22 protein-coding genes, 1 tRNA gene and 2 other RNA genes are annotated in these 26,858 nt (G+C 36.2%); 16 read left to right on the plus strand and 9 right to left on the minus strand.

Going from position 1 to position 26,858, the window contains the following annotated elements; translation table 11 throughout:
- Window positions 1-62: 62 nt before the first annotated feature.
- Complete coding sequence (locus A9G03_RS08665) at window positions 63-749, minus strand: M48 family metalloprotease (RefSeq protein WP_065798952.1); 687 nt, start codon at window positions 747-749, stop codon at window positions 63-65.
- A 140-nt stretch (window positions 750-889) separates the two neighbouring features.
- On the opposite strand from A9G03_RS08665, the gene tgt reads away from it, so the two are divergent.
- The 4 genes from tgt to A9G03_RS08685 all read left to right on the plus strand — a co-directional run bounded on the left by tgt (window position 890) and on the right by A9G03_RS08685 (window position 2,508).
- Window positions 890-2,026 (plus strand): tRNA guanosine(34) transglycosylase Tgt, encoded by a 1,137-nt coding sequence (gene tgt / locus A9G03_RS08670; protein ID WP_065798953.1) that lies wholly within the window; start codon window positions 890-892, stop codon window positions 2,024-2,026.
- A gap of 73 nt (window positions 2,027-2,099) precedes the next feature.
- Window positions 2,100-2,176, plus strand: a tRNA-Pro gene (locus A9G03_RS08675).
- Between the two features lie 41 nt (window positions 2,177-2,217).
- Window positions 2,218-2,342, plus strand: a non-coding RNA gene (locus A9G03_RS08680) — RtT sRNA.
- Window positions 2,343-2,383: 41 nt separating this feature from the next.
- Window positions 2,384-2,508: non-coding RNA, RtT sRNA (locus A9G03_RS08685), on the plus strand.
- A 21-nt stretch (window positions 2,509-2,529) separates the two neighbouring features.
- Here the strand turns inward: A9G03_RS08685 and A9G03_RS08690 are convergent.
- Window positions 2,530-3,561 carry a LacI family DNA-binding transcriptional regulator gene (locus tag A9G03_RS08690; protein WP_065798954.1) on the minus strand — a complete coding sequence of 344 codons (1,032 nt, stop codon included), beginning with the start codon at window positions 3,559-3,561 and terminating at the stop codon, window positions 2,530-2,532.
- Between the two features lie 282 nt (window positions 3,562-3,843).
- Between A9G03_RS08690 and A9G03_RS08695 the strand changes: the two genes are divergently transcribed.
- From A9G03_RS08695 to rimL, 4 genes are all read left to right on the plus strand, one after another.
- Window positions 3,844-4,287, plus strand: coding sequence for a PTS sugar transporter subunit IIA (locus A9G03_RS08695; protein ID WP_065634033.1), 444 nt, complete (start codon window positions 3,844-3,846; stop codon window positions 4,285-4,287).
- A gap of 30 nt (window positions 4,288-4,317) precedes the next feature.
- Window positions 4,318-4,590 (plus strand): PTS sugar transporter subunit IIB, encoded by a 273-nt coding sequence (locus A9G03_RS08700; RefSeq protein ID WP_065634032.1) that lies wholly within the window; start codon window positions 4,318-4,320, stop codon window positions 4,588-4,590.
- A 20-nt stretch (window positions 4,591-4,610) separates the two neighbouring features.
- Window positions 4,611-5,978, plus strand: a complete 1,368-nt coding sequence (locus tag A9G03_RS08705) for a PTS ascorbate transporter subunit IIC (protein ID WP_065798955.1) — start codon at window positions 4,611-4,613, stop codon at window positions 5,976-5,978.
- A gap of 246 nt (window positions 5,979-6,224) precedes the next feature.
- Entirely contained in the window at window positions 6,225-6,776 is a 552-nt protein-coding gene (gene rimL, locus A9G03_RS08710; RefSeq protein ID WP_065798956.1) for a 50S ribosomal protein L7/L12-serine acetyltransferase, read from the plus strand.
- Between the two features lie 124 nt (window positions 6,777-6,900).
- On the opposite strand, the gene A9G03_RS08715 is transcribed toward rimL, so the two are convergent.
- The 3 genes from A9G03_RS08715 to A9G03_RS08725 all read right to left on the minus strand — a co-directional run bounded on the left by A9G03_RS08715 (window position 6,901) and on the right by A9G03_RS08725 (window position 11,144).
- On the minus strand, window positions 6,901-8,349 hold the full coding sequence (locus tag A9G03_RS08715; RefSeq protein WP_081297499.1) for an APC family permease: 1,449 nt from the start codon (window positions 8,347-8,349) through the stop codon (window positions 6,901-6,903).
- Between the two features lie 167 nt (window positions 8,350-8,516).
- A complete protein-coding gene (adhP, locus tag A9G03_RS08720; RefSeq protein WP_065798957.1) occupies window positions 8,517-9,551 on the minus strand; it encodes an alcohol dehydrogenase AdhP in 1,035 nt (344 codons plus the stop codon).
- Between the two features lie 273 nt (window positions 9,552-9,824).
- Window positions 9,825-11,144, minus strand: coding sequence for an MFS transporter (locus A9G03_RS08725; RefSeq protein WP_065798958.1), 1,320 nt, complete (start codon window positions 11,142-11,144; stop codon window positions 9,825-9,827).
- 290 nt (window positions 11,145-11,434) lie between these two features.
- Between A9G03_RS08725 and A9G03_RS08730 the strand changes: the two genes are divergently transcribed.
- Window positions 11,435-12,469 (plus strand): tagatose 1,6-diphosphate aldolase, encoded by a 1,035-nt coding sequence (locus A9G03_RS08730; RefSeq protein WP_176700959.1) that lies wholly within the window; start codon window positions 11,435-11,437, stop codon window positions 12,467-12,469.
- Between the two features lie 130 nt (window positions 12,470-12,599).
- Here the strand turns inward: A9G03_RS08730 and grxB are convergent, their stop codons facing one another.
- Window positions 12,600-13,250: a glutaredoxin 2 gene (grxB, locus tag A9G03_RS08735; RefSeq protein WP_065798959.1), complete on the minus strand. Its 651-nt coding sequence runs from the start codon at window positions 13,248-13,250 to the stop codon at window positions 12,600-12,602.
- Window positions 13,247-13,873 carry a Pr6Pr family membrane protein gene (locus A9G03_RS08740; protein WP_065634025.1) on the minus strand — a complete coding sequence of 209 codons (627 nt, stop codon included), beginning with the start codon at window positions 13,871-13,873 and terminating at the stop codon, window positions 13,247-13,249. Before A9G03_RS08740 ends, grxB begins: the two co-directional genes overlap by 4 nt.
- A gap of 243 nt (window positions 13,874-14,116) precedes the next feature.
- Here A9G03_RS08740 and xerD point away from each other — a divergent pair, with 243 nt between their 5' ends.
- The 6 genes from xerD to A9G03_RS08770 all read left to right on the plus strand — a co-directional run bounded on the left by xerD (window position 14,117) and on the right by A9G03_RS08770 (window position 21,067).
- Window positions 14,117-15,031 carry a site-specific tyrosine recombinase XerD gene (gene xerD, locus A9G03_RS08745; RefSeq protein WP_065634024.1) on the plus strand — a complete coding sequence of 305 codons (915 nt, stop codon included), beginning with the start codon at window positions 14,117-14,119 and terminating at the stop codon, window positions 15,029-15,031.
- 24 nt (window positions 15,032-15,055) lie between these two features.
- Window positions 15,056-15,754 carry a bifunctional protein-disulfide isomerase/oxidoreductase DsbC gene (gene dsbC, locus A9G03_RS08750; RefSeq protein ID WP_065634023.1) on the plus strand — a complete coding sequence of 233 codons (699 nt, stop codon included), beginning with the start codon at window positions 15,056-15,058 and terminating at the stop codon, window positions 15,752-15,754.
- 82 nt (window positions 15,755-15,836) lie between these two features.
- Window positions 15,837-17,573 carry a single-stranded-DNA-specific exonuclease RecJ gene (gene recJ, locus A9G03_RS08755; RefSeq protein ID WP_065798960.1) on the plus strand — a complete coding sequence of 579 codons (1,737 nt, stop codon included), beginning with the start codon at window positions 15,837-15,839 and terminating at the stop codon, window positions 17,571-17,573.
- Between the two features lie 123 nt (window positions 17,574-17,696).
- On the plus strand, window positions 17,697-19,091 hold the full coding sequence (gene mpl, locus A9G03_RS08760; RefSeq protein ID WP_065798961.1) for a UDP-N-acetylmuramate:L-alanyl-gamma-D-glutamyl-meso-diaminopimelate ligase: 1,395 nt from the start codon (window positions 17,697-17,699) through the stop codon (window positions 19,089-19,091).
- Between the two features lie 76 nt (window positions 19,092-19,167).
- Window positions 19,168-20,652: an NAD(P)H-hydrate dehydratase gene (locus tag A9G03_RS08765; protein ID WP_065798962.1), complete on the plus strand. Its 1,485-nt coding sequence runs from the start codon at window positions 19,168-19,170 to the stop codon at window positions 20,650-20,652.
- A 55-nt stretch (window positions 20,653-20,707) separates the two neighbouring features.
- The gene (locus A9G03_RS08770) at window positions 20,708-21,067 is read left to right on the plus strand and encodes a helix-turn-helix domain-containing protein (RefSeq protein ID WP_065634019.1); all 360 of its coding nucleotides are present in this window, start codon (window positions 20,708-20,710) and stop codon (window positions 21,065-21,067) included.
- A 72-nt stretch (window positions 21,068-21,139) separates the two neighbouring features.
- Here A9G03_RS08770 and A9G03_RS08775 read toward each other — a convergent pair whose 3' ends face one another.
- Together A9G03_RS08775 and A9G03_RS08780 are read right to left on the minus strand one after the other, a co-directional pair.
- Window positions 21,140-22,507, minus strand: coding sequence for an L-serine ammonia-lyase (locus A9G03_RS08775; RefSeq protein WP_065634018.1), 1,368 nt, complete (start codon window positions 22,505-22,507; stop codon window positions 21,140-21,142).
- A gap of 254 nt (window positions 22,508-22,761) precedes the next feature.
- On the minus strand, window positions 22,762-24,066 hold the full coding sequence (locus A9G03_RS08780; protein WP_065798963.1) for a serine/threonine transporter: 1,305 nt from the start codon (window positions 24,064-24,066) through the stop codon (window positions 22,762-22,764).
- A gap of 356 nt (window positions 24,067-24,422) precedes the next feature.
- Between A9G03_RS08780 and proS the strand changes: the two genes are divergently transcribed.
- Window positions 24,423-26,144: a proline--tRNA ligase gene (gene proS / locus A9G03_RS08785; protein ID WP_065798964.1), complete on the plus strand. Its 1,722-nt coding sequence runs from the start codon at window positions 24,423-24,425 to the stop codon at window positions 26,142-26,144.
- Window positions 26,145-26,858: the final 714 nt, after the last annotated feature.

The following is a 26,858-nucleotide window of genomic DNA, read 5'->3' on the forward strand; positions in this document are numbered from 1 at the left end:
ACCTATTGCCAATTGAATATCAAAATTAGGCAGGTCTTTTTTAACTAAACAAGTTATCAAAGTTACTTGCCACTCATCCTATCTAAAATATTATTGATACGCTTTAAATTTGAAGGATGTGAAACTGGATCTTTTACAGCATGAATAGGCATTTTAGATAACATATCAACTAAACCAATAGGATCAATGTTTTGGTTAACTAATAAGTCAAAAGCATAATTATCTGCCTCTATTTCATGTTGCTGAGCAACATCTTCTTTTTGGAAGATAACAATTTCATTCACTTTGTCAGCAAGTTCGATGTAAGAAGCTTGTTGAAATGAACTAACAAAATGCTGTAAAGCAATATGGCCCTGTTCATGCGCAATAACTGCTTGTAATTCAGCATCATTTAAAAGTTTTATTAAACCACTATTTATACGAATACAACCATTGGCTGTGGACCATGCATTTGGCTCAGTATCAAGATAGACTTTATAATTCAATTTAATATGATTAATCGTTTGTGGTAATGTTAAGGCGACTCTATTTAATCGTTGACTTAGTTTATGATAACTAGCAGGAATTACTGCTTTTTCATCCATTTCCATACAAGCAAGCTGGCTCATTGCCATAATATCAGAAGACGATAATCGACTAGCTACATCAGCAGAAATTAATTTTAAGGTACTTTTATTGTGACTTTGACAACCTATCAAACAAAATAGCGATACATAAACGAGCCAAAATAACGATAAAAAACTTTTCACAAACGTCAAAAACCTTCTAAATATTGTCTATTACGGCTAGCCACGCTAAACTAGGCGCCGAAAAATCATAATACAATTACGTATTATATCAATAATTCGCGCCAAACTGTTTATTTGGTCGCAAGAGGTTAACAAAAAAAATGAAATTTGAATTAGATAATACCGACGGCTTAGCTCGCCGTGGACGAATGAAGTTCGATCGCCGTGGCGTCGAATATACAGTTGAAACACCAGCATTTATGCCGGTGGGTACTTATGGTACCGTCAAAGGTATGACTCCCGAAGAAGTCGCTGCAACCGGCGCACAAATCCTATTAGGAAATACTTTCCATTTATGGTTAAGACCGGGACAAGCAATTATGCGAAAACATGGCGACTTACATGATTTTATGCAGTGGCCAGGTCCGATTCTAACTGACTCAGGCGGATTTCAAGTATTTAGCCTTGGTGATATTCGTAAAATTAAAGAAGAAGGTGTCTATTTTCGCAATCCAATTAATGGCGATTCTATTTTTCTTTCGCCGGAAATTTCGATGGAAATCCAATATGATCTTGGTTCAGATATTGTCATGATTTTTGATGAATGTGCCCCTTTTCCAGCAGAGTGGGACTATGTCAAAAAATCGATGGAAATGTCTTTACGCTGGGCAAAACGGAGCCGACAACGCTTTGATGAACTCGGTAATAAAAATGCTTTGTTTGGTATTGTCCAAGGTGGCATCCATCAAGAATTGCGAGACATTTCAATTAAAGGATTAACCGAAATTGGTTTTGACGGATATGCAGTCGGCGGATTAGCCGTTGGCGAGCCAAAAGCCGACATGCATCGAATTTTAGAAGGTACTTGTCCACAACTACCTGCTGATAAACCTCGCTATTTAATGGGTGTGGGTAAACCAGAAGATTTAGTTGAAGGCGTTCGTCGTGGTATTGATATGTTCGATTGCGTCATGCCAACACGTAATGCCCGTAATGGTCATCTATTTGTGACTAATGGTGTGATAAAAATCCGTAATGCTAAATATAAAGATGATACAACACCACTTGATCCACATTGTGATTGTTACACGTGTAAAAATTACACCAAATCTTATCTTCATCATTTAGATAAATGTGGTGAGATTCTAGGCGCTCGTTTAAATACTATTCACAATTTGCGTTACTACCAACGCCTAATGGCTGAAATTCGAGAAGCAGTTGCTAACAAACGTTATGAAAAATTTGTTACCGAATTTTATCAACGTATTGGCAAAACACCAGCACCTTTCTCTATATAATTAAGCAAAGCGCATAATTTTTTAATGTAACTATTGACAGTTTATGGTTAGCAAAGTATTATGCGCTACCTAACGGCGAGTAGCGCAGCTTGGTAGCGCAACTGGTTTGGGACCAGTGGGTCGGAGGTTCGAATCCTCTCTCGCCGACCAATTTTAAATAAAAAAGCCTGCTCATTGAGTAGGCTTTTTTATTATCCGCTTCAACTTAAAGGATGGGAACCGATGGAGGTTCGAGCCGAGCGTAGCGAGACAACGTTGCTTTAGCAACGACCCGAAGGGCGAGCATAAAATGCGAGTCATCCTCTCTCGCCGACCAATTTTAAATAAAAAAGCCTGCTCATTGAGTGGGCTTTTTTATTATCCGCTTCAGCTTAAAGGATGAGAACCGACGGAGGTTCGAGCCGAGCGTAGCGAGACAACGTTGCTTTAGCAACGACCCGAAGGGCGAGCATAAAATGCGAGTCATCCTCTTTCACTGATCAATTTTTTCATGATCATCAATCCTATAAACTTGCCCTTGATTGAATCACGGGTACTAATGTTGATAAATCAGGCTTCAAACACTCTAGCTGTTTATTTAATCGATTTAACAACACAGCAGCGGTGTATTGACCAATTTGCTTTGATGGTAAAGCCACTGTTGTTAAAGTTGGAAAGCTGACTTGACTAAATTCATTATTACCAAATCCACTCACTGCTAATTGATAAGGCACACGAATGTGTCGACGTTGGCACTCATACAATACTCCACAAGCTAATTCATCGGTTGTACAAATTAGCGCATCAAGTTCTGGCCAATTTAGTAGCATATCGGGTAATAATTCACTACCGGTAGTAAAGTTAGCCGGTTTAGCTGCATTGATGATGCGATGTGTTGGTAAATGATAAGCTAGCATGGCTTTATGCCAACCATGTAAACGTTGTTGAAATAGTTGATATTGTTGATTCGCACAAAGTAAACCAATATGACGATAACCTTTTTTTATAACGTGTTCAGTTAATATATACATCGCAAGGCTATCATCCAAGCCAATATGGGCATTGTCTAATTCATCAATTTGTTGACCGATGTTAACTATTGGTACGGCTTTATTGTTAATCATTCGATTAATTAACGCATCATTGTCAAGATAAAATAGCACAATCGCTTTAAGATTATGATTATATAAGGTTTCTAATAATTGTGATTCACGATTGTAGTAATGGCAAGCTTCAATGATTAATGTGATATATCCCTGCTTGGCTAATTGAATTTGTAAGGTATTAAGTAAAATACGTGTAGAATGATCATAGATTTGGTCAGTAACAACTGCAATGACTTGATTATCGGATGCTGATGCTAACAAGCTAGCCGCCACATTGGGTTTATACCCTAGCATTTGAACAGATAATTGAATTTTTTGGCGTAGCTTATCAGACACCCTTTCAGGTGTTCGCAGCGCTCGTGATACAGTCATAGCACCAACACCTGCATGTTTAGCTACATCAAATAATGTTATTTGTCCCGTACTCCTACGTTTTTTTATATCCTGCATTTCTTATCCCAATTGAATATTATCAAAGCTGTTAACCACACGACTTATAACATACTTGCTAACAAAAAAGAGGACACAAGCCCAAATAATATACATAGTAATCTGTCTAAATGATAATTTTATGAATGTTTAGTTGAAAATGTTATCTAAATCACAAAATCAATAAAATTTTAATTAACTTTGATAGCGCTATCACATTTCTATTATTTTTTAATTTTTATTATTTCCCAATATGTTAGTTTATAAAAAAATACTTAAGGTATCGATTTTAATGGAGGAAAAATGTTAGATAAATGGTTAACTAACCAGACAGTTAATATTGTCGATTCCGTTGATGATTGGAAAGAAGCAATACAACTTTGTGCTAAGCCATTATTAGAAAGTAATGCCATTTCACCTAGTTATATCCAAGCTATTTTTCAACTACACCAATCCATTGGACCTTACTATGTTTTAGCACCAGGTATTGCTATGCCACATGCTAGACCAGAGCAAGGGGTGAATCAATTAGGTCTATCAATGCTATTAGTTAAACAAGGCGTTAATTTTAATTCGCAAGAAAATGATCCAGTCTATTTAATTACTTTATTAGCCGCGAGTGATAGTACCAGTCATATTGAAATGTTAACCCAATTAGCCGCGCTATTTGGCGAATCAAAAGATATGCAGACAATTTTTCAAGCAAAACAACGCGATGAAATCTTGGCTGTAGTTAAACACTATTAACTTTAATAACAAAATGAAGGGATAAATAAAATGAAAATTATGGCAGTTTGCGGTTCAGGTCTTGGTAGTAGTTTTATGGTTGAAATGAATATCAAAAAAGTGCTGAAAAAATTAAATGTTGATGCTGAAGTTACCCATGCAGATCTTGCTTCAGCAACCCCAGATCAGGCGGATTTATTTGTCATGACCAAGGATTTAGCGGCAAGCTCTGGCATTCCAGCTGACAAATTAGTTATTTTAAATAATATTATCGATATCAACGATTTAGAAGCAAAACTCGTTGAACATTTCGCTAAACATTAATGATATTATGAGGACTTGCTATGATACAAGAAATAGTAAAGTTTATTGTTGATATTTTAAAAGTACCTTCAATATTAGTTGGACTTATTGCCATGGTTGGGCTTATTGCTCAGCGTAAATCCTTTGCTGACACGGTTAAAGGTACCATTAAAACTATTTTAGGTTTTTTAGTATTAAGTGGTGGTGCAACCGTACTCATTAGTGCTATTACCCCATTAGGCATGATGTTTGAACAAGCGTTTAAATTACAGGGTATTATTCCGAATAACGAAGCTATTGTTTCAATGGCACTTAATGAGTATGGCGCAGCAACAGCGTTAATTATGGCATTTGGTATGGTTGCAAATATCATTGTTGCGCGTTTTACTCGTTTAAAGTTCATCTTTTTAACTGGTCATCATACTTTTTATATGGCTTGTATGATAAGTATAATATTAACAGTAGCGGGGTTTGAGGGATGGCAATTAGTCTTTACTGGTTCATTAGTGCTTGGCTTAATTATGGCCTTTTTCCCTGCACTTGCACAACCGCAAATGCGTAAAATAACCGGTAATGATGATGTCGCTTTTGGTCACTTTGGTACATTAGGTTACGTTTTAGCTGGTTGGCTTGGAATGGCAGTTGGTAAAGGATCTCGTTCAACCGAAGAGATGAATCTACCTAAAAATCTAAGCTTTTTACGTGACAGTTCAATTTCAATCTCATTAACTATGATGATTATCTATTTAATTCTTGCTATCTTTGCAGGTCCTAACTACGTCGAAACGACTTTAAGTAAAGGTGATAACTATCTAGTTTATGCAATTATAGAAGCCATTACTTTTGCCGCAGGTGTATTTATCATCCTACAAGGTGTACGCTTAATTCTAGCTGAGATTGTCCCTGCATTTACTGGTTTTTCTGAAAAATTAGTCCCGAATGCTAAACCTGCTTTAGATTGCCCTGTCGTATTTCCATATGCACCAAATGCAGTATTAATCGGATTTTTATGTAGTTTTTTAGGTGGATTAGTCGGACTATTTGTACTTGGACAATTAGACTTAGTATTAATTCTACCAGGCGTTGTACCGCATTTCTTCTGTGGGGCAACTGCTGGGGTATTTGGTAATGCAATGGGCGGCCGTCGCGGTGCCATGCTTGGTGCATTTGCCAATGGATTACTGGTAACATTCTTACCTGTGATGTTATTACCAGTTTTAGGTTCACTTGGTTTTTCAAATACTACGTTTTCTGACGTCGATTTTTGTGGTGTCGGTATTATCCTCGGTAATATGGCAAAATGGTTTAATAAAGATGTGATAATGGCAATTATTGTAGTCATCTTCGCTTTACTCGTTATTTTCAACTATACGATAAAACCTAAAAACAGCAAAAACGATAAAGCATAACCAATATGCTTTATTTTATTAAAAAGCTATACCAGACTAAGCCATAGTCTGGTATTTTTTTATCGGTACATTATAGACTTACTAATAATCTATCGCTTATAGTTAATCACTATTACCTTACATTCGGCTATGCACAAAGCACCATGATAAGCTTTTTTTACTATCAATAAGCTATATTTGTCTTGAATGTTTGACGGTTAGAATAATGACACAGACAATATATTTATAAGAAATAAGGAACAAATAATGACTAATAGCCAAACTGATAGCATTTTGGTAAATCCACATATAATACTAAAAACTGCTAATAACAGTTATGCCAAAGAACTATATAATGTCATTGATTTCAATCGAAACTATTTTAGCCAATTTATGGCATGGCCTAAATTTGTGATAAACGAATTAGATACAGCTAAATTTTTACAAGAGTGCTGGTTAAAACATCAACAAAATCAGAGTAAAACCTATGTCATTATACAAAATGATAAGGCTGTCGGTATATTGTCTTTCAATCAAATCGATACTAGCAATAAAACAGCTTATATTGGATATTGGCTTGATAGCCGAGCACAAGGTAAAGGTGTTATGACTCAAGCAATCCAAGCGCTTACCAACTACTATGCATCACAAAAAATTATTAAACGGTTTGTTATTAAATGTGCTGTTAGTAATGTAAAAAGCAACGCTGTAGCAAACCGTTGTGGTTTTAGTTGGGAAGGAAGATTAAAACAAGCTGAATACTTAAATGGGATTTATCACGACCAAAACATTTATGGACTGATTTCAACTTATATGTAAAACAGCAATTAACATCTGTCTGTAAAACTGAAAACTCAACCATTATCATTTTAAGAAAATAACCGGCAATTGCCGGTGTTGATCAAGTAATAGTCTGTTCGTTTAATATGAACTCATGCAATAATTATTTATTGATGATATAACCACAAATTGCTAACAGCACTACAACAAATAAAGTTGCTATAGCGATGATGTATTGTGTTTTTGTTCGATATTTTTTCATCTCACCAAGGGAAAGCTCTCTACTTTTATTTTTGCTATGATAATAATAGTATAAAGGTAACCCAAGTAGAGTAAGTACTATTGATGCTATGCCATTAAACGTTTGATAAACCAACATGCCATAAATAACATAAATTGCACCAATGATCGCCATAATTGGAACTATCGGATAAGCAATAACTTTATAAGAACGCGGTATATCTGCATATTTTTTTCGCGCTATAATCACCCCAATAAACGTCAGCAAATAAAAAACCCATATTGAAAACATGGATATCTCAGATAGACGATCTGCATCAAGCAAGATTGAATATAAAAAAGCAAACACCACTAATACCGAGATCGCATTAACTGGTGAACGACTATCTTCATCAAGTGTACTAAGATAACGAGCGCCAATAATAGTGCCTCGTTCAGCCATACTAAAAATAGTACGAGATAATGTCATAATATAACCATTAATCCCACCCAAAATTGATACCATTATGCCTACTGCCACTAAATTCCCACCTAAATGACCAAACATTCGTTGTGAGGCAACAGCCGAAGCATCATGACCAAGAGTGACCATTTCTTGAACTGGAAATATTTTAAACAGTGCTATATTTATACAAGCATAAACAATGACTAAAAATATGATGCCTAAAATAATTGCTTTAGGTAAAACTTTTGCCGGATTATGAATTTCACCAGCAACCGAAGCAACTTGTGCCCAACCGTCATAAGCAAACAAGGTCGCCAAAATAGCTACAGCAAAAGGCGCGAAAGTTTCAATACCCTGTCCACTAGCCCCAAATAAGGCAACTTGACCATTGCCTTTCCATAATCCAAATACAGCTAAAAGTAATATTGGAATTAATTTACAAACTGTAGCTAGCGTTTGTAGATACCCCGCTTGTTTAACACCGATTGCATTAATAAATGCGATAAAACCTAATACCCCAGCGCTCACCGCCATACGATAATTATCATCTATATTGAATAACAAACAAAAAACTGAACTAAAATAACCAACTAATGCACCAACTAAAGAAGGCGCAAATAACACTGTTATCATCCAACCATAAAGATGAGCAATTTTAGGGCCATAGATTTTTTCTAAATAAACGAGCATGCCACCTGTTTTTGGAAACATAACCCCCAATTCACACAGCGTTAATCCCCCACAAATAGAAAAAATACCACCAATTATCCAAGCTAGCAGCGCATAATTATAATCGCCGGCTACGGCTAATACGGCTGGCGGTTTCATAAAAGCGCCCGCCCCTAATACCATTCCTACAACTAACGACAATGCAGAAACTAAACCAAGATCTTTTCTTAATTTACTTTCTAGATTATGTTCTGACATAACTGTTCCCTTGAATATAAAAATACATCTACAAAATGGGTTTATATTAGGGATTTATTTATAAAACACAAGAAAGATTAATTTCAAAAAATTAGAAAGGCATAAAAATCAAGGTAATAAAAAAGTTAGCTAAACACTAACTTTTTTATTAATTGGTAAAATGAATATTAGTTTTTCTTTTTCATTTTCATATCAACCACCATTCGACCGCGAATTTTACCTGCTTTCATTTCTTCGATCATCTCATTGATATCTTCGAGCGGTCTTTTCTCGACAATAGGAACCACTTTACCTTCAGCACTAAAACGGAATGCTTCAGCAAGATCCTCGCGTGTACCAACAAGCGAACCTAATACTTGTATACCATCTAATACTGTTTTGGGAATACTTAAATCCATGGTTTCAGAAGGTAAGCCTAACGCGACAACTCGACCTAATGGGCGCACAGAATTAATTGCTTGATTAAATCCTATTTTGGTCACTGAAGTCACCACTGCACCATGAACACCTCCATCAGTATGTTCTTTAATATAAGCACCCACATCATCAACTTTTTTCGGGTTAACAACCAAATCAGCCCCTAATGTTTTACATAACTCTAACTGACTGTCACTGTTACTAATTGCGACAACTTTGTTATTAAAAACTTTCTTTCCATACTCAATAGCAAGCGTGCCTAACCCACCAATGCCAAACACTGCCAACCATTGACCTGGTTTTGTGTCTGCAACTTTAATACCTTTATAAGTGGTAACACCGGCACAGGTGACACTAGTGGCTTGAGCAGGATCAAGCCCATCGGGGACTTTAACGGCATAATCAGCTTTAACAATACATTGTTCAGCCATTCCACCATCGACACTATAACCCGAGTTAAGCGCATGGCGACAAAATGTTTCGTTACCTGAAATACAATATTCACATGTACCACAACCGGCATGGAACCATGCTATACTCACGCGATCGCCTATTTTTAAACTTTTTACATCAGGCGCAATTTTAGTCACAATCCCAACTCCCTCATGACCAATAACCCGCCCCGGTTTTTTCCCAAAATCACCCGATGCAACATGAATATCGGTATGACAAAGCCCACAATATTCAACATCGACTAAAGCCTCACCAGCTTCTAAAGGGCGAAGAGAAATATCTTTGATGTCAACTTGCCCATCACACTCTTGTCTAATAACGGCTGCTTTCATTATATTCTCCTAGAAAAGTTTTAAGTTTAAGATGTAATGATTTTCATTTTAAACTAAATTTTTTCTAAAAATTTGATTAATTTCACAAATTTTCAAAAGAATAGGATTATTAAATGATTTTTATAAAAGATTGCCATCAAACCAAACTAAATTAAAAAATGATAAAATAAAGCCGTTAACGTGAGTAGATGAATAAATGGATAACTTGATAAAAAAGAGGAACAAAACTGTGTTTATTGATCCTCTAATTTTCGTGATTAAAAAAAATGAATATTAAGCAATATCTTTAACGATATATTTTTGGCTATTATTTTTTATGGATAAATACAAGCCAATTAACGCACCTAGCCCAAACAGCCCTACCACATAAATCGCGGGCGCCATTTTGCTAACAAAATCGCTAAAGAACGATATAAACAAAGGTGTTAATCCCCCAGCGATTGCATAAGCCATATTAAACGAAAATGAAACACCACTATAACGAATTTCAGCAGGAAACACTTTAACCATAAAATAAGCAAACGAGCCAACAATACCAACACCAAAACCAGCTAAAGGATAAGTGATTAATAAAAGATGAGGGTTATCTAATGAAAAATAGAAAATTGAAATTATAGCGACAGCAATAAGACAGCCAATAAATAACACTTTACCCATAGCAAATCTGTCCATCATCATGCCATAAAAAGTGCAACTAATGATTAGTCCAATAATAGCGAGTATATTACCTTGCAATGCATCAATAGCTGAAAATCCAAACTGCTTTTGCAATAAAATTGGGGTCATTAACATAATAACCATAATACCTGCCGATAATACCCAAGTAAGCAGCATAGATAAAATAGTTTGAGGTAAGTACTGAGTTAATACTGTTATAACTGGAATTTTTTTTGCTAATTCTTGTTGTTTTCGTTTTTGTATTTCCAGAAAAATCGGCGTTTCTTTCAACCAACGACGTAAATACATGGCGATTAAACCAAATATCCCGCCAATAATAAATGGAATTCGCCAACCCCAATCACTCATTTGTTCGGGTGAAATGCATTTATTCATTACAGTTGAAACCAGCGAGCCAAGTAAAATCCCCAAACTTAAACCACTAGTTAATATTCCACAAGCTAAGCCAATTTTATTATTGGGGACATGTTCAGCAACAAACGTCCAAGCACCGGGTACTTCACCGCCCACTGCAAGACCTTGGCACAGTCGCATAATTAATAACAAAATAGGCGCTAAAATGCCAATATTAGTATAAGTCGGTAAACAACCAATGAATAGTGTAGGTAATGCCATTAAAAGAATGCTTAACGTAAACATTCGTTTGCGTCCAAATAAATCGCCAAAATGCGCCATAACAATGCCACCAAATGGACGAATTAAATAGCCTGCCGCAAAAATCCCAAATGTTTGCACCTGACTTAACCATGCTGGCATATCATCCGGAAAAAAAAGATGACTAATAATAATGGAAAAAAAGACAAATATAATAAAATCATAAAACTCTAATGCACCACCTAGTGCTGATAAGGCCAATGTTTTATAGTCTTGATTGTTTAAAGTACGATTTGGCGTCGCATTTTGTGCGTATGACATGATTATCCCTGTAAAGTATATTTTACACATAGTCTATTATTGTGTACTAATATACCTCAACACAATTTTTTTGGAAGAAAAATATCAAATAATACGCCAATTTACATTGTATAACGCTTAAAACTAACTTGTGCATATTGCTCTTTTATTACCCTGATAAAATGATGATAATTAACTGCAATTTATTAAATTGTGTATATAATCTAAACTAGCACTAAATGATTAATAAATCGTCGCGAAAAGAAACTACAATCATAAAATCTTTTTAAATGGAGAGTTATAAAATGGGTATAAAACGTATTTCTCGTGGAAAATTCACTCGCATGCAACAGTTATCAAACCAAGATGGCGTTATTGCGGCACTAGCAATCGACCAACGTGGTTCAATGGTAAAAATGATGGAAGCGGCTGTTGGTAAAGATCGTTATAATGTTGAAATGGTCTATGAATTTAAAGAACTTGTTTCACAAGAATTAACAAAATATGTGAGTGCAATTTTGTTAGATGAAGAATATGGCTTTAAAGGTATGGCTAAAAAAAATAAGGATGCAGGATTAATCATTTCTTATGAGAAAACCGGTTATGATGCAAACACGCCAGGCCGTTTACCTGATGTTTTACCTGAAGACTCTCTACAACGATTATTGAAAAAAGGGGCTGATGCAGCAAAAGTATTAGTTTATTATAATCCCGATGATCCTAAAGATATTTTAGAGAAAAAACATGCGTTTCTAGAACGTGTTGGTACAGAAGCCAGAGCTGCCGATATTCCATTATTTGTCGAACCAATTGTCTATGATAATGTCGTGACCGATGATAAAAGTCCTGAGTTTGCCAAAATAAAACCACAAAAAGTGATTAACACTATTAAAGAATTCACTAAAAACCAATATTTCATTGATGTACTTAAAGTTGAAGTACCCGTCTTGTTTAAAAATGTAGAAGGATTTAATGATAACAACGTGGTTGTCTATACTCAAAAACAAGCTGCCGATTATTTTAAACAAGCTAGCGATGCGGCAACTCGTCCATTTATCTATTTAAGTGCGGGCGTACCAACAAAAACTTTCCATCAAGAATTAATTTTTGCTGGTGAGAATGGCGCTAAATATAGTGGTATTTTAGGTGGTCGTGCAACATGGTTTGAAGGCGTTGCTGCTTATGCTAAAGACGGTAAAGAGGGTTTAAAACGCTGGTTAGATCAAACTGGTCGTGAAAATGTTGAGCACCTTAATAAGATTTTAAAACAATATGCTACACCTTGGTATGATATCTATGGTGGTAAAGACAGTATTGAAGTAATTGATCTAAAATTAGGTGACTAATTTAAATCAATAAATTAACACTCATCACCTAAAGGTGATGAGTGAATTAATGAAAGAACAAAGTTGATAGATATATTCTTCAACCCCTCGTTAAATCTCTTCCATGCTATCGTACTAACTCAGTGATTGATTAAATTGCGCGATCAAAAAATAGATCAACCTGACTCAATTTAGCCATTGCCGTTACATAAGCCAACGTTTTTGGTGGAAAAGATAGATCTTTTACACAGGTTAAATTACGTAATACTGGAAATAGACAAATATCATCTAAAGACAATTGACCATTACACGCTTGTGGTGAAACAATCAAAGGATCTAGTTGTTCAAGCAACTTAGAAACAGCTAAAACCAGAGAACTTGTTTGCGCTAAACACTCATCGAATGATCCCATCTTTTGAGCTTTACTCGCGACAAAACTATCAATTGCACTTTGTGTAGCAAACTCAGCTAAACCCAGTTTGATATAACGCGGACACTCTAATTTATAATCATACTGCTGTATGTTTTTTATTATCTCGGCAATTTTCGCTGATTTAGGTCCAATCAATATAGGGCTATCGCCATAATTATTATCAATATAATCAACAATATCTAAACTTTCAGGCATATAACTACCATCATCTTTTTGTAAAATTGGCACCATTTTTTCACCAATCATACTTTCAGGTGATTTGTTATCATCACTCAAAAATACTTCTAATTTAACTGGTATGTGTTTTAAACCAAAAATCATTCTTGCTCTGGCGCAAAAAGGACAATGTTCATAAATATACAGCTTCATGTTTTTCTCCTCAAACAATCAACTACCCATAAAAATAAGGCTGAACCTAAAAACAATAAAAAAACCATACCGACAGCAAACAACGCTTTCGGATAGCCTATTTTCACAACATTAATAAAAGGATAAGGATATAAATTAGTATAGTATCCTCTGACAAAAATATATATGCCATAAACTAACATACAGACTAATGAACCCATTATCACTCGAAAATTAATACGTCGAAACGGTCCCCAAATTAACCAACTCAAAACACCCAGTAACGGTATGACAACATGTAAACTTTCATTGGTGAATTTTAATAAATCATTCGGCGGTTTATGAATAGCGCGTAACATTAAGTTATAAACGATAGAAGTGATTATCACGCCTACTAGCCCATTTAACCGAATAATTTTAAAGCTAGAACGATGGCAACTAGGATTAAAAAATAGCCACAAACAACTCACCGCCAACATCAAATTCGATAACACAGTAAAAAAACTATAATAAAAAATGATTCGACCAACTGGTGTCGCTGGTTGCCAAGGTTGAAGTTGAGCTTGCCAGTATAGATAAGTTTCAATACCAATAACAAAAAAAGCATATAGCCCAATAAAAAGAGGTACAGTGCGTTTTAACATACACATCATCACAAAGTAAAATATTAATGCAAATATATATCAGATATTATTCAAAATACAAAAGAGAATCATGTGTTAATTGACTTATTATCATTAAGTTTGCATAAATCGACTTAAAAAAGCCATTACCCAATGAATTTAACAAAATACTTCCATTTACATGCCATTACTTGGTCTAAACTGCAATGAGCAGCGAGTTGGTATATAATAGCTAAAATAAATTGTATATAGAGATGACCATGAATGTCAGATAAAAGTATTGCGACACAAAGTAAAGTGTTAATTGAACAGTTTTTAGATTCATTATGGCTAGAGCGTAACCTAGCAGAAAACACAATAGAATCTTACAAACTCGATTTGTTTGCACTTAGCCACTCATTACAGCAACAAAATGTCACAATGCTAAGCGCACAGACCATTAATTTACAGAATTTTTTAATGCAGCGCGTGCAAGATGGTTATAAAGCCAGTAGCTCGGCACGTTTGTTAAGTGCAACTAAACGTTTTTTTCAATATTTATATCAAGAAAATTATCGCACAGATGATCCCTCTGCCGTTTTGTCTTCACCAAAATTACCCAAAAAACTACCTAAAGATTTAACCGAATCACAAGTCGAGGCGTTGCTTGAATCACCCAGTACTGATGATCCTATCGAACTACGTGATAAAGCTATGCTAGAAGTGCTTTATGCAACTGGATTACGGGTTAGTGAATTAGTCAATTTAGAAATCAGTGATGTCAGTTTGCGGCAGGGGGTGATAAGGGTAATTGGTAAAGGTAATAAAGAACGCTTAGTGCCACTGGGGGAAGAAGCCATTTATTGGCTTGAATACTATTTCAAATACGCCCGTAATGATCTTTTAAAATCTGGACCGATTGATGTGCTGTTTCCTAGCCGATTAGGTAAAAAAATGACACGACAGACATTCTGGCATCGAATCAAATATTATGCCATACTAACCGGCATTAATATTGAAGCACTGTCACCCCATGTACTACGACATGCGTTTGCAACACATTTGCTTAACCATGGCGCGGACTTGCGGGTTGTGCAAATGTTACTTGGTCATAGTAGCTTATCAACAACGCAAATCTATACCCATGTGGCAACAGAAAGATTAAAACAGTTACACAGTAAGCATCATCCCCGAGCATAATGCTTAAAAAATAAGGATAATTGAATGAAAAAATTAGTTTTAGGTTTAGCATTAATTTCAACATCAGTACTGGCAAGTAATGCTGATATTGCCAAAACACTCGGTAAATTAGGTTATACTGAAAAAGACTTAAAAATTGCCGACAGCCCTGTAAAAGGACTAAAAAGTGTTAATACACCTGATGGTATTTTTTATGTCTCTGATGATGGTAAATATTTAACGCAAGGTCCTTTCTATAACTTAGAAGGTAACGAACCGGTTAACATTGCTAATAGTAATAATGTTAAATTAATCAAATCTATTGAAAAAGATGCGATTGTTTATAAAGCGCCAAACGAAAAATATGTTATTTCAGTCTTTACTGACTATACTTGTCATTATTGTAAATTACTGCATGAAAATATTGATAAATATTTAGATGCAGGCATTTCAGTCCACTATTTTGCGTTCCCACGAGCTGGAGCGGATAGCGAAGTGGGCAAAAACATGCAATCAATCTGGAGCGTTGCTGATCGTAAAGCTGCTTTTGATAATGCTTATAAAGGTAATGCGATTTCACCCGCTAGCAGTATGGTACCTTATGTTACTCAACAATTTAATGTTGGTAAGCAACTTGGTATTAGTGGAACCCCAGCTATTGTTTTAGCTGATGGTCAACTGGTGTCAGGTTATGTCCCAGCTGATAAATTACTTGATATTTTGAATAAAAAATCTGTTAAATAAGTAGTCGTTCATCACAACAATTAATATTCGAACTAACCACTATAACAACTTGTGTTAGCGCTTTTGCGCTAACATTTTAAATATGAATAAAAATAGAATAATACATCGACAATTACCACAAACGCTTCCCGAATTCTCACAAGATATTCCGCCATTATTGCAACGGATTTATGCCGCGCGAGATATCAAATCAATGCAAGAGCTAGACTATTCTACGCGTAATTTGTGCAATTATGATAAATTAGATGGAACAACCACCGCTGTTGAAATTATTTATTCAGCAATGAAGAATAATCAACGTATCATCGTTGTTGGCGATTTTGATACCGATGGCGCTACCAGTACCGCATTAACGGTTACTGCACTGAGAAAAATGGGCTGCCAATTTGTCGATTATATCATTCCAGATCGTTTTGAAGATGGCTATGGCTTGAGTATAGGTGTTGTTGAAAAAGCAATGTCAAGACATGCAGATCTCATTATCACTGTTGATAACGGTATTGCCGCAGTAGAAGCGGTAAAATTTGCCAAACAAGCTAACTTAACAGTGATTATTACCGATCACCATTTATGCCCCGAACAGTTACCTATTGCAGATGCAATAATTAATCCCAATTTACCTAATTGCACTTTTCCATCTAAACATCTTGCTGGCGTCGGTGTTGCATTTTACTTTATGCTGGCATTAAGAGCTAAATTACGCAAAGAAAATTGGTTCATTAATAATCATCTAACCGAGTACAATATCGCCAATCTATTAGATTTAGTCGCTCTAGGTACCATTGCTGACGTTGTCAAACTTGACCATAATAATCGAATACTAGTGCACCAAGGCATGAATAGAATACGATCCGGCTATTGCTGTGATGGAATCAAAGCGTTGTTACATATAGCAAGAAAAGAAGCAGTATCTTTTACTGCGATTGATTTAGCCTACTATGTTGCACCAAGACTCAATGCAGCAGGAAGAATGGATAATATGGCACTAGGTGTTGAACTATTGCTCTGTGATGATTTTGACCTAGCAGTTCAGCAAGCAACGGATCTTGATATACTCAATACCGACCGTAAGCTAATTGAACAAACAATGCACAAAGAAGCATTAGCATATATTCAGCAGCTTGAAAAACAAGACACATCTATTCCAAATGCTATTGTCGTTTACCATCCACAGTGGCATCAAGGTATTATCGGTATTTTATCGGCGCGATTAAAAGACAAATATTACCGTCCAGTTATCTCCTTTGCTTCAACCCAAGATGGTCATTTAAAAGGTTCAGGAAGATCTATCCCAGGTGTTCACTTACGTGATGTACTTGATGAACTGGATCAAAAGCACCCGAACTTAATCGTCAGTTTTGGCGGTCATGCAATGGCGGTTGGTTTAACGATTCTTGAACAAGACATCGAGCTATTTAGAGACAATTTTGAAGCGCTATTAAATGACAAATTAAGTGAAGAGGTATTGCAACCAACAATTGAAACTGATGGTGAAGTCGATGAACAAGATTTTAATTATGCAATGGCTTTACAATTAAAAGAAGGTGGACCTTGGGGTGAGGGATTTGATGAACCTATTTTTGATGGTGAATTTATTATCCATCAACAACGCCTATTTGCAGAAAAACACCTTAGATTAGTGTTAGAACCCCAAAATGGGGGGAGTCTAATAGAAGGTATATTATTTAATGCTGATTTACAACAATGGCCGGATCAATCGATAAAAAAAGCCAAAATCGTTTACCATTTAGTTGTAGATGATTTTCGAGGTAATCAGGCGGCAAAGTTGATGATTCGATATTTATGGCCTATCGCATAACTATTTAAAATCGTCTATAATAACCGGCACATGTCGGTGTTAAATCTCATTACCATTCAAAACGACTATAGTGATAAACAGTTATTATTATCGATATATTTTTATAAAAGTTAAGGATTAAAAATGCGTATTCATATTCTAGGGATTTGTGGCACATTTATGGCAGGCATTGCTTTGATAGCCCGATCACTAGGCCATAAAGTTACTGGTTCAGACAAAAATGTTTACCCACCCATGAGTACTCTCTTACAAAAAGAAAATATAGAGATTATTGAAGGGTACGACCCAGCACAACTCACTCCTACACCAGATTTAGTTATTATTGGTAACGCTTTATCAAGGGGAAATCCTTGTATTGAATATATTCTTGATAACAATATTCCCTATATTTCTGCGCCACAATGGCTACACGATAACGTTTTATGCAACCGTTGGGTCATAGCCGTTGCCGGTACTCATGGTAAAACAACAACAGCAGGTATGGTTAACTGGATTTTAGAAAAGCAAGGTTATAATCAAGGCTTTGTTATTGGTGGTGTACCGGGTAATTTTGATGTATCAGCAAGGCTCGGGGAAGGCAATTTTTTTGTTATTGAAGCCGATGAATATGATTGTTCTTTTTTTGATAAACGTTCTAAATTTATGCATTATTGCCCGAAAACTTTGATAATGAATAACTTAGAATTTGATCATGCCGATATTTTTGATGATCTTAGTGCAATTCAAAAACAATTTCATCATTTAGTGCGCTTAGTACCTAGTAAAGGGCTTATCATTTCACCACAAGACGATGTCAATTTAAAACAAGTACTCGCTAAAGGCTGTTGGAGTGAACAAACGTTTACTGAATCTGAAAATGGCTGGCTTGCACAGCGCATTAATAATGATGCAAGTCATTTTGCGGTTTATTTTAATAATCAAAAAGTGGGGGAAGTGCAATATTCCCTAGTTGGCGAACATAATATGCATAATGCATTAATGGCGATTGCAGCTGCGCATAATGTCGGGATTACGCCTGCTGATGCATGCAAGGCATTAAGCACTTTTGTTAACGCTAAAAGACGCTTAGAGCTTTATGGAGAAGTCAATAATATCGAAATATATGATGATTTTGCTCATCATCCAACAGCAATATTGGCTACATTAGAAGCATTACGCAGCAAAATTGGTGCTAATCGCCGAATATTAGCCGTACTTGAACCTCGGTCAAATACCATGAAATTGGGTGTATCAAAAGATGAATTAGCGCCTTCGCTAGGACGTGCTGACGAAATTTTCATCTTCCAACCTGAACATTTACCTTGGCTAGTTGCTGATGTGGTTGATGCCTGTATTCAGCCTGCACATTGGTCTGGGGATATCGATCTATTAGTTGAGATGATCATCAAATCAGCTAAACCTACAGATGCAATTTTGATTATGAGCAATGGTGGTTTTAGTGGCATCCATAAAAAAATTCTAGAAAGTTTAGAAAGGCAGCAACTCAAAGATCAGCAAGAAGAACAATTATTAATCTAAAACATAAATTAGATTAACCCATCACAATAATTTAGCCACATAATGTGGCTATTTTTAAAGGCAAGACGGAGGCAGTATGCAATACTTGGTCACCTCATCTGAAATGAAACAATTTGATACTTATACAACTTCGGATGTGGGCTTACCCTCATTGGTGCTTATGGAACGCGCTGCCCTTGCTGTTATCGAACAACTTAAATCTGGTGAATTTGATTTAAACAAAGTTGCGCTCATATGTGGTTATGGTAATAATGGCGGAGACGGTATTGCCGTTGCTCGGCTACTCAAATTACAACAAATTGATGTTGTTATCTATTTAGTGGGTAATTGTGATAATGCTTCGACCGAAACATTACAACAAATCAAAATAGCTCAGCACTATCAAATCCCTATCTTAACATCGTTACCCGATTCACTTTCATCTTATACAACCGTTGTGGATGCCATTTTTGGTATTGGCCTTAATCGAGATGTTAGCGGTGATTTTGTGCGAGCGATTGAGCTAATTAATCAAAGTCATGGCGATATACTCGCTATTGATATACCTTCCGGCGTGTGTGCAAATACCGGTAAAATATTAGGTGCTGCGGTAAACGCAAAACAGACAGTAACGTTTGCCTATACTAAGCTTGGATTATCTTTTTATCCCGGCATTGAACTAGCCGGCAAAATAACCATTGCCGATATTGGCATTTATGCAGACAAACCAACAGCACATTATACCTTTGAGCAAAATGATCTGGATAACTTGTTACCTGTGCGAGCAAATGACTCCCATAAAGGCTCTTATGGTAAAGTATTGACGATAGCCGGCTCGAAAAACATGTCCGGTGCCGCTTACTTTTCGGCTAAGGCCGCCTATCGAGCTGGTGCTGGGTTAGTACGTATTTACACACCAATTTGTAATAGCAGTATTTTATTATCCCAACTCCCCGAAGCTTTATTATCACCTTTTACACCTAATCAAGTTAATTTTACTGAGCTTGAAACATGGATAAATTGGGCATCAGTAATTGTTATCGGTCCCGGTATGGGGATATCTGATGATACCTATCAGATTTTATCTTATGTCGTTCACCATGCAACCGTGCCAATAATTATTGATGCTGACGGGCTTAATGTTTTATCGCAAGATTTGTCATTACTTGAGAAGGCAAAATCAACCATTATTCTTACACCACATTTAGGTGAAATGGCGAACCTAACAAAGCTATCTATCGATAAGATTAAAAATAATTTAATCGCAACAGCAAAAGCATTTTCGCAACACCACAACGTCATTTGTGTACTTAAAGATGCTAAGACCGTCGTTGCCCACCCTAACAAACCAACCTATATTAATCAATCAGGCAATAATGGTATGGCAACTGCTGGATCAGGTGATGTGTTAACTGGTATTATAGCTGGACTCATTGCCGGTCACTTACCCGCGGCTCAAGCAGCCCCAGTAAGTGTTTACTTGCATGGTTTGGCTGGTAACAAGGCAGCTGAAAAATTAAATAAATACAGTTTATTAGCTTCTGATATCATCGAAGGTTTAACGCATATACTACCCAATTAACCCCGATACAATAGGCTCAAAACTCAATGCATTATGTTTATATTGAGGATCACGCATGAATCAAACAACAGAAATTGTTGCAATGTTATGTCGCAGAATTAAATTAGCAAGAATTGAAAAAAATTTATCTCAACAAGAACTTGCTCAAAAATCTGAACTCGGCATAGCAACAATTAAACGCATAGAAAATGGTGAATCCATTACTTTACATACACTAATAAATGTACTACGAGGATTAGACGAACTTGATCAACTCAATAATTTACTTGCCTATAATGAACTAATGCATAACACATCAACCGATCAAGCCAAACGAAAAAGGAAGTTACGTTCAATAAAAAGTGAAAAAGTCGATATGCTAGTTAATAATGACTTTTTACGTTCCAAGGCGAATACTATGCGCTGGAAATATTAAATTTGATCGCTTCAATTCGCCAAATGACTAGTCGGCAAATTGAAGGATTAATTCATCGCAATTAATAGCTAATTAATTACAGTAAACGGTAATTGCCAGCCCGCCTCGTGATGTTTCACGATATTTAGCATTCATGTCTTTACCGGTTTCATACATTGTTTCAATCACCTTATCAAGCGACACTTTGGCAACTGTTGTGCGCCTTAACGCCATTCGAGTCGCATTAATTGCTTTAACAGAGGCAATTGCATTACGCTCAATACACGGCACTTGTACTTGCCCTGCAACCGGATCGCAAGTCAAACCTAAATTATGTTCCATAGCAATCTCAGCTGCCATACAAACTTGCTGTGGATTTCCACCTAAAAGCTCGGCAAGGCCCGCAGCAGCCATTGAACAAGCAACACCCACTTCACCTTGGCAGCCCACTTCTGCCCCCGATATCGAGGCATTTTTTTGGTAAAGTTGCCCTATTGCTCCACAAGTTAAAAAGAAACGCATTGAGATTTCAGGCGTAACAGGATTAATAAACTTATCATAATAGGCAAGAACCGCAGGAATAATCCCACATGCGCCATTAGTTGGTGCTGTTACCACCCGTCCACCAGCAGCATTCTCTTCACTCACCGCTAAGGCAAACATATTGACCCAATCAATAATCACCATAGGATCGCTAATAATATTATCTTTAGTGGTCGATAATTGACGGTATAACGAAAACGCACGACGTGGCACTTTAAGTGGACCCGGTAATAGCCCCTCGGTATTCATTCCCCGTTTTATACAATCTAAAATGGTTTGCCCGACATGATGAAAATAGTTTTCAATCTCTTCATAAGAGTGCAATTCCAGCTCGTTTTTCATCATAATACTGGAAATAGATAACGAATTATCTTCACACGATTTTAATAGCTGCGCAGCAGTCGAGAATGGGTAAGGCAATAAAACTGGATTTTGATCTTGTTGACCAAATTGTGCTTCTTCAACAATTTTGCCACCGCCAACAGAGTAATAAGTTTTTTGCAACAGCAAATCATCGCCATGATAAGCGCTGAGTGTCATACCATTTTCATGCAATGGTAAAAACTTAGAGTGGAAAATCATACACTCAGCTAGCGGAAAATCAATTTCATAACGATTGTTATAAATCGGCAATCGATTAGTCTGGCTGATTTTTTCAATAAATATCGGTATGTTATCAATATTTACGGTATCGGGTTTTTCACCTGCCAGTCCCATAATAATGGCAATATCTGTTTGATGCCCCTTACCGGTTAATGATAATGAACCATAAACGTCCGCTACAATTTTTGTCACAGACGGCATCAACCCTTTACTTATCAGCTCATCGACAAATGCTTTTCCGGCTCGCATTGGTCCGACTGTATGTGAACTTGACGGCCCAATACCGATTTTAAATATTTCAAATACCGAACTCATATTTTTCCCTTTTCAAAACTCAATGTAACTAAGCCACATTGATAAATACTTTATAGATTACTCAATCAAATTAGATAATAAACATCTGTATTAAACGTTTAACAATCAACAATTAGGGCAGCGCGCCCAATACTTAAAATGAAAATCAAGACTGATTAAACACATAACTGTTATCAACTCGAAAAATATTTATCCGCCTATTAACCTAAGCGGATTTTTCCTTTAGATGGTCATCATAACGGATAAATTCAAGCTTAAAGCAAATTATAAATAGCAGCTGAAATAGCAATCAATCCCATAATGACAATAAACACATTGCTTAATTTGCCTCGATACTTAGCCAATGCTGGTAATTTGTGAATTGCATACATCGGCATTAAAAATAAAAGTATCGCTAAAATTGGTCCACCCAATGATTCAATTAAACCTAAAATACTTGGATTAAGTGTTGCTATTCCCCAAGCAGTGATAAACATAAAACCAATGGCAATTTTATCTAATTTTGCTGGTGAAATTGTTTTATCACAGCTACGTAGCAATTTATTCACCACCCCATTAAAGCCCTCTTTCCCCCCTAAATAGTGCCCTAAAAATGATTTAGCCATTGCAATAAAAGCAATTGGAGGACCAATATACTCAATCACAGGTGAATTAAATCGGTTTGCCAAATAAGATAATGTCGAAATATTTTGTGCTTTTGCATCCAATAACTCAGCAGGGGTCAAACATAGTGCACAACTAAACACAAAAAACATGACAGTAGCGACCATCATTATATTACTTGCGGCAATAATTCTAGAGCATTTTTGTTCAGCATAAACATCGCCATACTCTTTGCGTTTAGCGACAGCTAAAGAAGAGATAATAGGAGAGTGATTAAATGCAAACACCATAACCGGAATAACCAACCACAGCGTCATTAAAATACTTTGACTTCCTTCACTGCCAGCACTAGTGAGTGAAACGTTAGAAAAAACCTCACCATTCCATTCCGGAATTAGAAATAGCGCTAAAATCATCAGAACAGCAATAAACGGAAACACCAAAATCGACATCACTTTGACAATCAGCTCTTCACCAAAGTGAACAATCGACATTAAAAAAGCGACTAATATAAAGGATAATAACGCCCTAGGTATCGATGCCATGCCTAATTGATGTACCATAAAGCTATCAACGGTATTGGTGATCCCAACACTGTAAACCAATAAAATGGGGTAGATAGCAAAAAAATAGAGCACTGTGATAAAGTTACCGGCAGTTCGTCCAAATGCCTCTTCTACAACAACTGTAATATCCCCTTCAGGTTTTTTACCCGATAAAACAAATCGACATAACGCTTGATGGGCAAAAAATGTCATCGGAAAGGCAAGCACTAACATTACTAATAATGGAATTAATCCCCCAACACCTGCGTTTATCGGTAAAAACAGTACGCCAGCACCTATTGCTGTTCCATACAGACTTAGCATCCATAACGTATCACTTTTACGCCACTTGGGTAATTTTGCCTCATTTTTTACCTCACTAGCTTTTCTATTGGCTATGGCATTATCCATATTAATATTCTCCTATACCTAAAAATTTGTGCGTATGATATCAATTTAAAAACGTTACTAAAGTGATCTACATCACACAAATTAACAAAAAATTAAATATAATCAATAAGATAAAGATATCTCTTTTGATACCTAGCCAGCCGAAAAATTAATAAAGTATCAATTTTGATACAAAATACGTAAAAATTATTATTGTCAGTGACTAAATTGGTCAGTTTGTTTACTTAAACTCTTTAGGCTAATTACGCCGATGCTAAAAAATAACAATAAAATTGCTTTAGTGTTACGCGCTGTACTGCTAAACTAGCTAACATTTTTATTATATTTATAGATAAATTATTTTTCAGGATAAATGTATGCGAACCAGTAAATATCTTCTTTCTACATTAAAAGAGACTCCAGCAGATGCTGAAGTGATAAGCCATCAATTAATGTTACGTGCCGGCATGATTCGTAAAGTTGCCGCAGGATTGTATACTTGGTTACCCACTGGTTATCGTGTACTCAAAAAAGTCGAAAATATTGTTCGCGAAGAGATGAATAAAGCAGGTGCAATTGAAGTATTAATGCCAGTTGTTCAACCTGCTGATATTTGGCAAGAGAGTGGACGTTGGGAACAATATGGTCCTGAATTATTACGGATAAAAGACCGTGGTAATCGTGACTTTGTTTTAGGTCCAACTCATGAAGAAGTCATCACTGATTTGTTACGTAATGAAGTCAGCTCATACAAACAATTACCACTTAATCTTTACCAAATTCAAACCAAATTTCGTGATGAAGTGCGACCTCGCTTTGGTGTAATGCGCTCGCGTGAATTTATTATGAAAGATGCCTACTCGTTTCATACCTCACAAGAATCATTACAAGAAACGTATGATGATATGTATAAAGCCTATAGTGCAGTATTTACTCGTGCCGGATTAAACTTTAGAGCGGTGCGTGCCGATACAGGCTCAATTGGTGGTAACTGGTCTCACGAATTCCAAGTATTAGCCGATAGTGGTGAAGATGATATTGTCTTTTCTACTGAATCTGATTACGCCGCTAATATTGAGATGGCACAGGCATTAGCACCAACGCAAAGCCGCTTAGCACCAACTAAGGTGATGGAACTCATTGATACACCTAATGCAAAAACGATTGATGAGTTAGTTGCACAATTTAATTTACCAATTGAGAAAACAGTCAAAACACTCATGGTTAAGGCGACGAAAGAGAGTGGGCACCAACTTGTTGCTTTATTAGTTCGTGGTGATCACACGTTGAACGAAATCAAAGCGGAAAAAATTGATATTGTGGCATCACCGCTTGAATTTGCAACTGAAGAGGAAATTCGAGCAATTGTCAATGCTGGGCCTGGTTCATTAGGTCCTGTTAATCTTAATATGCCAATCATTATTGACCGTGATGTAGCAATAATGAGTGACTTTAGTGCCGGTGCGAATATCGACCATAAACATTACGTTAATATCAATTGGGAGCGCGATGTTGCATTACCAAGAGTCGAAGATATCCGTAATGTGGTGGAAGGCGATATTAGCCCTGATGGTAAAGGGACATTACAGATTAAACGTGGTATCGAAGTTGGGCATATTTTCCAACTTGGTACGAAGTATTCAGAAGCAATGAAAGCAACAGTCCAAGGCGAAGATGGACAAAACCACGTAATGATTATGGGCTGTTATGGTATTGGGGTTAGCCGAATTGTTGCAGCAGCAATCGAACAATGCCATGATGATCGAGGTATTGTATGGCCAGAAGCTATAGCGCCATTTAGCGTGGTCATCATCCCAATGAACATGCATAAATCAGAAAAAGTACAAGCAACAGCAGAGAAACTGTATGCTGATTTACAAGCCTCTGGCATTGAAGTTTTATTTGACGATCGTAAAGAGCGACCAGGTGTGATGTTTGCCGATGCAGAGTTGATTGGTATTCCACATACTATTGTTATTGGTGAACGCAATCTTGAAAATGGTGAAGTGGAATATAAACATCGCAGTGGTGGTGATAAGCAAATGATAAAAATTGACGATATTGTTGAATTTATCAAAAATCGTCAAAGTAAAGCATAAAACCATTGCTGATTTAATCTTAATAATGTTAAAGAAAGCACAACACTTAATCACTCTTATTGTTTGAGTTTTAAAAAATAGGGTTATATTATTGTTGTGTTTTCTAACGTTATCAATACAAAGTGAAACCTCACTCACAATAACCCAATAATTTTTATCAAATTGCAATGATATTTGTCGATCAAAACAGCCGACTATAAAGCAGATACAATATCTGAATAAGCTAGGTTTTAAAACCATAATTAACTTGCGTGTATTGCATAGTGATCGGGATAGCTTGAATAATACCGATCTTACCGAAGTTTGGATTAAGATACGGACTAGTCATATTACCGACGAAAAAATGATTGTAATACTTAAAGCCTTTAAACAATCACCAAACCAATATTAGTTCATTATTGGCATGGTAGTAAACGAACTGGTGTGACCCTTGCTACATATACCGTGTAGTTTTTCAATTGGGCTAAATCTGAAGCTATTAATCAATTAATTCAGCCTGAATTCGGTCATCACTATAATGTGTACCCGAATATTATTAAGTATATAAAACAGTTGATATTGAAAATATTCGCCAAGCAGCATTTCAATAATTTTTCAGTAAATTAGTTTAAAATAGCTTTCCCTAAGTAAGTAATTACACGCGTGAGTTAATCTCTTTTCAATATTCGTATTGAATTAAAATTGACAGTGATATTGCGTTTTTTTTCAGCTAAA

This window comes from Gilliamella sp. wkB171, assembly GCF_001693755.1.
GTDB lineage: Bacteria > Pseudomonadota > Gammaproteobacteria > Enterobacterales > Orbaceae > Gilliamella > Gilliamella apicola_F.